This window comes from Pseudomonas sp. BN102 (genome assembly GCF_029871245.1).
GTDB lineage: Bacteria > Pseudomonadota > Gammaproteobacteria > Pseudomonadales > Pseudomonadaceae > Metapseudomonas.
Map to the genome: position 1 here is coordinate 36,429 of NZ_SSON01000037.1, position 6,097 is coordinate 42,525.

General features: G+C 62.3%; 6 protein-coding genes and 1 pseudogene. 6 read left to right on the top strand and 1 reads right to left on the bottom strand.

The genetic code is table 11. The features are described from left to right. Window positions 1-22 precede the first annotated feature (22 nt). The 4 genes from E8F12_RS06365 (at window position 23) to E8F12_RS06380 (ending at window position 2,969) form a co-directional block, all read left to right on the top strand. On the top strand, window positions 23-661 hold the full coding sequence (locus tag E8F12_RS06365) for a TetR/AcrR family transcriptional regulator (protein ID WP_280324432.1): 639 nt from the start codon (window positions 23-25) through the stop codon (window positions 659-661). 90 nt (window positions 662-751) lie between these two features. Then, window positions 752-1,720 (top strand): radical SAM protein, encoded by a 969-nt coding sequence (locus E8F12_RS06370; protein ID WP_280324433.1) that lies wholly within the window; start codon window positions 752-754, stop codon window positions 1,718-1,720. Window positions 1,721-1,786: 66 nt separating this feature from the next. Further along, a complete protein-coding gene (locus tag E8F12_RS06375; protein ID WP_280324434.1) occupies window positions 1,787-2,389 on the top strand; it encodes a DUF4823 domain-containing protein in 603 nt (200 codons plus the stop codon). A 10-nt stretch (window positions 2,390-2,399) separates the two neighbouring features. Continuing rightward, the gene (locus E8F12_RS06380) at window positions 2,400-2,969 is read left to right on the top strand and encodes a DUF1285 domain-containing protein (protein WP_280324436.1); all 570 of its coding nucleotides are present in this window, start codon (window positions 2,400-2,402) and stop codon (window positions 2,967-2,969) included. Window positions 2,970-3,021: 52 nt separating this feature from the next. Here E8F12_RS06380 and E8F12_RS06385 read toward each other — a convergent pair whose 3' ends face one another. Next, a complete protein-coding gene (locus E8F12_RS06385) occupies window positions 3,022-4,677 on the bottom strand; it encodes an electron transfer flavoprotein-ubiquinone oxidoreductase (RefSeq protein WP_280324437.1) in 1,656 nt (551 codons plus the stop codon). A 318-nt stretch (window positions 4,678-4,995) separates the two neighbouring features. On the opposite strand from E8F12_RS06385, the gene E8F12_RS06390 reads away from it, so the two are divergent. Both E8F12_RS06390 and E8F12_RS06395 read left to right on the top strand, forming a co-directional pair. Continuing rightward, window positions 4,996-5,745 (top strand): electron transfer flavoprotein subunit beta/FixA family protein, encoded by a 750-nt coding sequence (locus E8F12_RS06390; protein WP_215378610.1) that lies wholly within the window; start codon window positions 4,996-4,998, stop codon window positions 5,743-5,745. Next, window positions 5,745-6,097, top strand: a pseudogene (locus tag E8F12_RS06395) (electron transfer flavoprotein subunit alpha/FixB family protein); the annotation flags it as partial. The gene E8F12_RS06390 and the pseudogene E8F12_RS06395, both read left to right, overlap by 1 nt.

Genomic DNA, 6,097 nt, shown 5'->3' on the forward strand with positions numbered 1-6,097 from the left:
TTTTCGACCCCACAGTCCCTTTATGCAGAAAGAACCCCGTAAAGTCCGTGAGTTCCGCCGCCGCGAGCAGGAAATTCTCGACACCGCCCTCAAACTCTTCCTGGAAGAGGGCGAAGACAGCGTTACCGTCGAGATGATCGCCGACGCAGTGGGTATCGGCAAAGGCACCATTTACAAGCACTTCAAGTCGAAGGCGGAGATCTATCTGCGCCTGATGCTCGACTACGAGCGCGACCTCAATGCGCTGTTCCATTCCGCCGATGTGGATCGGGACAAGGAGGCGCTGTCGCGGGCCTATTTCGAGTTCCGCATGCGCGACCCGCAGCGCTATCGCCTGTTCGATCGCCTGGAAGAGAAGGTGGTGAAGAACAGCCAGGTGCCGGAGATGGTCGAGCAGCTGCACAAGATCCGTGCTTCCAACTTCGAGCGTTTGACCCAGCTGATCAAGGGCCGCATCGCCGAAGGCAAGCTGGAGGACGTGCCGCCGTACTTCCACTACTGCGCCGCCTGGGCCCTGGTACACGGCGCCGTGGCGCTCTACCACTCGCCGTTCTGGAGCAGCGTGCTGGAGGACCAGGAGGGCTTCTTCCAGTTCCTCATGGACATCGGCGTGCGCATGGGCAACAAGCGCAAGCGCGAGAGTGAGTCGTCGGCAGGCTGACGTATTCAGTACGCCTATATCGCGGTTCCGGGCATGTGATGGCCCCAGCCGGGGGGATATACTCTGGCATATCACATGCCGGAGCGTCCCATGATCGTCGACCGCCAAGGCAGGCGATTCCGCAATCTGCGCATCAGCCTGACCGCCGCCTGCAACTATGCCTGCACCTACTGTGTGCCAGACGGTAAGCGCCTGGTAGCGGCTCAGGATGAGCTCTCGGCCGAAGCCATGGTGCGCGGCGTCGCCTACCTGATCGAAGCAGCGGGCATCGAGCGCCTGCGCATCACCGGCGGCGAGCCGCTGGTGAGTCCCAAGCTCGATCCTTTCCTCCACGCGGTCAGCAAGCTCGGGCTCGAAGACATCAGCCTGACCAGCAACGGCCAGTTGCTTTCTCGCAAGCTGCCGCTGTTGCTGGAGTGTGGCATCCGCCGCCTGAACATTTCCCTCGATACCCTGGATGCCGGCGAGTTCCGCAGCATCGCCCGCGGCGGCGACCTGGCCACCGTGCTCCGGGGGCTGGAGGAGGCGAAGGCGGCCGGACTGAAGATCAAGGTGAACATGGTCCCGCTGCGCGGCAAGAACCTCGATCAGGTGCTGCCGTTGCTGGACTATTGCCTGGAGCAGGGCTTCGAGCTGCGTTTCATCGAGCTGATGCGCATGGGGCATCTGGCCCGCGATCCCAATGCCTTCCACCAGCAGTTCGTGGGGCTGGAAGAGCTGCTGGCGCTGATCGGTACTGCGCATGAGTTCGTCCAGGCGGACGCACCGCTGGATGCCACGGCCTTGCGTTACAGCGTCCCGGGGCAGGGGTATTTCGGCGTGATCGCCAACGAGAGCGTGCCCTTCTGTCGCACTTGCTCGCGCCTGCGGCTGTCCTCAACCGGCTGGCTGCATGGATGCCTCTCTTCGAGCAACCGGCACTATATCGGCGACCTGCTGGAGAAACCCCGGCACGAGGCGTTGCCCGCGCTGCAACGGTTGCTGGTCAAGGCGTTGGCGGACAAACAGGAAGTCGCGTTCTCCGGCGGCGTCACCGTGATGAAGATCATTGGCGGTTGATGGCGCGGAAGCTGCATTGGTCCCCTATCCGCCGGCTTTTCGTCGCCGGCGCCTGGAGGACAAACGATGCGTAGCATGATTCTGTTGCTGGCGATTCTCGGCCTGGGTGGCTGCATGAAGGTCAGCGACATGGCCGAAGGCAGTCGCGAACAACTGAGCGATGCCGGATTCCTCGACCACAGCGAAACCCGCCGCGCCAGTTCCTGGCGCCTGCAGCCGGATTCCTTCATTTACATTGCCCAGGGCTATTTCGTGCCGCCGGGCTCGGCCTATCCGCGGCCCAATGTAGTGGCCGAGGAGGCCTTCAATGGTTTCGTCGAATACTTCCCCCTGGTGCGCCGGGCCAAGGGGCCGGCCGGCCTCGAGGAGTCCATGGGCCAGGCCCGCGCCGCCGGTGCGCACTACCTGCTCTACGCCCGTTTCGCCAGCGCTGACGACCGCATCGGGACGGTAGCAGAGTGGGAAGACCAGGAGGCCCTGGATCGACTCGGCCGCGACCGTGGTGCGATCCAGTTGATGCTGATCGAGACCAATACCCGCTATCTGGTGGATACTGCCCGTATCCGCAATCGCGGCGGATTTCTGACGTTTTACGATGCCAAGCCCGAGGACCTGATCGGCCCTCCGCTGGAAGAGTACGCTCGCAGCCTGCTTGGCTTGAGTCGTTAAGGAGATTGAAATGAGCGATCCCGGCAAAGCCGGCGACCTGCTGGCGCAGATACCCAAGGGCGACAAACCGGGTGGCGCCCCGGTACACCTGTGGAATCCGCCGTTCTGCGGCGACCTCGACATGCGCATCGCCCGCGATGGCACCTGGTTCTACCTGGGCACGCCGATCGGGCGCAAACCCATGGTGAAGCTGTTCTCCAGCGTGATCCGCAAGGACGGCGAGGACTACTTCCTGGTGACTCCGGTGGAGAAAGTGGGCATCCAGGTGGATGACGCGCCGTTCGTCGCCGCGGAGCTGCGGGTCGAGGGGGCAGGGGAGGCGCAACAACTGCGCTTCATCACCAATGTCGAGGATGAGGTGGTCGCCGGTGCGGCGCACCCCATTCGCGTTGAGCTGGACCCGCGGACCCAGGAGCCTTCGCCCTATATCCTGGTGCGCACCAACCTCGAGGCGCTGATCCACCGCAACGTCTTCTATCAGCTGGTAGAGCTGGCCGAGCCGCGGGAAATCGATGGCGCCACCTGGCTGGGCGTCTGCAGCGGCGGGGCGTTCTTCCCCATAGGTCCGATGCCGGAGTAGTCCCGACACGGCAATGAAAAAAGGCTCCCGAGGGAGCCTTTTTCGTGCCTGCTTACATGTTGGGGTAGTTCGGGCCGCCGGTGCCTTCCGGGGCTACCCAGTTGATGTTCTGGGCCGGGTCCTTGATGTCGCAGGTTTTGCAATGGACGCAGTTCTGCGCGTTGATCTGGAAGCGCTTGGTACCGTCTTCCTGGGTCACTACCTCATATACGCCGGCCGGGCAGTAACGCTGCGCCGGTTCGTCGTACATCGGCAGGTTCTTGGCGATCGGGATGCTCGCGTCGGCCAGCTTCAGGTGGCAGGGTTGTTCCTCTTCATGGTTGGTGTTGGAGAGGAATACCGAGCTGAGCTTGTCGAAGCTGAGCTTGCCGTCCGGCTTCGGATACTCGATGCGCTGGGACTGGGCTGCGGGCTTCAGGCAGGCGTAATCCGGCTTGTTGTCGTGCAGGGTGAACGGGATCTTGCCACCGAACCAGTTCTGGTCGATGTAGTTGATCGCCCCGCCCACCAGTGTGCCGAACTTGTGGATCGCTGCGCCGAAGTTGCGGCTGCGGAACAGCTCGTCGTACAGCCAGCTGGACTTGAAGGAGTCGACATAGCCGGTCAGCTCGTCACCGCCTTCCTTGCCGGCGCCCAGGGCTGCGGCCACTGCGTCGGCGGCCAGCATGCCGGACTTCATCGCGGTATGGCTGCCCTTGATCTTGGCGAAGTTCAAGGTGCCGAGGTCGCAACCGATCAGCGCACCGCCGGGGAAAACCATCTTCGGCAGCGAGTTCAGACCGCCTTTGCAGATGGCGCGGGCGCCATAGGCCACACGCTTGCCGCCTTCCAGATACTGCTTGACCACCGGGTGGTGCTTGTAGCGCTGGAACTCGTCGAAGGGCGAGAGGAAGGGGTTGCTGTAGGACAGGTCGATGATCAGGCCGACGACCACCTGGTTGTTCTCCAGGTGATAGAGGAAGGAGCCGCCCGGATTCTCGTCGTTCAGCGGCCAACCGGCGGTGTGGACCACCAGGCCGGGTTGGTGCTTGGCCGGGTCGATGTCCCAGATTTCCTTGATACCAATGCCGTAGTGCTGGGCGTCGGCTTCGGAGTCGAGGTTGTACTTCTTGATCAGCTGCTTGCCGATGTGGCCACGGCAGCCTTCGGCGAACAGGGTGTACTTGGCACGCAGCTCCATGCCGGGGGTGTAGTAACCCTCTTTCGGGTTGCCTTCACGGTCGACGCCGAGATCGCCGGTGACGATGCCGCGCACCACGCCGTTCTCGTCGATCAGCGCTTCCTGGGCGGCGAAGCCCGGGTAGATTTCCACGCCCAGGCCTTCGGCCTGCTGGGCCAGCCAGCGGCAAAGATTGCCCAGGGAGATGATATAGTTGCCCTCGTTGTGCATGGTCTTGGGCACAAAGAGGCCTGGAACCTTGATCGCGGAGTCGGCATCCTTGAGCATATAGATGTCGTCGCCGGTCACCGGGGTGTTCAGCGGGGCGCCCAGATCTTTCCAGTCAGGGAAGAGTTCGTTCAGGGCTCGCGGTTCGAATACGGCGCCAGAGAGGATGTGGGCGCCGACTTCGGAACCCTTCTCGACCACGCATACGCTGATCTCTTGACCAGCTTCCGCGGCCTTCTGCTTCAGTCGGCACGCGGCGGACAGGCCAGCGGGGCCGGCACCGACGATGACGACGTCGAATTCCATGTATTCGCGTTCCACAGTCAATCTCCTCAAGGCTCTTCGATATTTTGTGTTGGAGGGCTAGGCTCGATCCCTGACCTGAGCTGGCGCATTATATCCAGCACCTTCGGCTGGTCCAATACAAACGTTTGTTTGAATTTTGTGAAGCCCTGATAGGATAAGGCTCTGCGGGTTATGACAGGGCATTTTGCTGTATTGACCCGAATAGGCGATCCGGTCAAGATACGGGCGGTTTTGCGCTCGCTGTCTGGGCTGATGTCGGTTCCGGCCGACCTGCATCACTAGCCAGGTTCATCTTGGCGACATTCTTATTAACCGGAGAGTAACGAGGAATCCATGAAGGTTCTTGTAGCTGTCAAACGAGTGGTCGACTACAACGTCAAGGTCCGCGTCAAGGCGGACAACTCCGGCGTCGACCTCGCCAACGTGAAGATGTCGATGAACCCCTTCTGCGAAATCGCCGTAGAAGAAGCCGTCCGTCTGAAAGAAAAAGGCGTAGCGAGTGAAATCGTCGTCGTCACCATCGGCCCGAACACCGCTCAAGAGCAGCTGCGTACGGCCCTGGCCCTGGGCGCCGACCGTGCGATCCTGGTGGAGAGCGCTGACGAACTGAACTCCCTGGCGGTGGCCAAGCTGCTGAAAGCCGTGGTCGAGAAGGAGCAGCCGCAGCTGGTCATCCTCGGCAAGCAGGCGATCGACAGCGACAACAACCAGACCGGCCAGATGCTCGGCGCCCTGACCGGCTATGCCCAGGGCACCTTCGCCTCCAAGGTCGAGGTGGCTGGCGACAAGGTCAACGTCACCCGTGAGATCGATGGTGGTCTGCAGACCGTGGCGCTGAACCTGCCGGCGATCGTCACCACCGACCTGCGCCTGAACGAACCGCGCTACGCGTCGCTGCCGAACATCATGAAAGCCAAGAAGAAGCCGCTGGACGTGGTCACCCCGGATGCCCTGGGCGTGTCCACTGCCTCCACCGTGAAGACCCTGAAAGTCGAAGCACCGGCCGCCCGCCAGGCCGGTATCAAGGTCAAGTCCGTGGCTGAACTGGTCGACAAACTGAAGAACGAGGCGAAGGTAATCTGATGGCTATCCTGGTTGTTGCTGAACACACTAACGCCGCACTGGCAGCCGCCACCCTCAACACCGTAACCGCTGCGCAGAAGATCGGTGGTGATATCCACGTGCTGGTCGCAGGCCAGGGCGTAGGCGCCGTCGCCGAAGCCGCTGCCAAGATCGCCGGCGTAGCCAAGGTGCTGGTGGCCGACAACGCCGCCTACGCGCACCAGCTGCCGGAAAACGTCGCTCCGCTGATTGCCGAGCTGGGCAAGGGCTACAGCCATGTGCTGGCGCCGGCCACCACCAACGGCAAGAACTACCTGCCGCGCGTGGCCGCCCTGCTGGACGTCGACCAGATCTCCGAGATCATCGCCGTCGA

Coding starts and splice junctions, on each gene's coding strand:
- E8F12_RS06365 (WP_280324432.1), top strand. CDS start 23: ATGCAGAAAGAACCCCGTAAAGTCCGTGAGTTCCGCCGCCGCGAGCAG.
- E8F12_RS06370 (WP_280324433.1), top strand. CDS start 752: ATGATCGTCGACCGCCAAGGCAGGCGATTCCGCAATCTGCGCATCAGC.
- E8F12_RS06375 (WP_280324434.1), top strand. CDS start 1,787: ATGCGTAGCATGATTCTGTTGCTGGCGATTCTCGGCCTGGGTGGCTGC.
- E8F12_RS06380 (WP_280324436.1), top strand. CDS start 2,400: ATGAGCGATCCCGGCAAAGCCGGCGACCTGCTGGCGCAGATACCCAAG.
- E8F12_RS06390 (WP_215378610.1), top strand. CDS start 4,996: ATGAAGGTTCTTGTAGCTGTCAAACGAGTGGTCGACTACAACGTCAAG.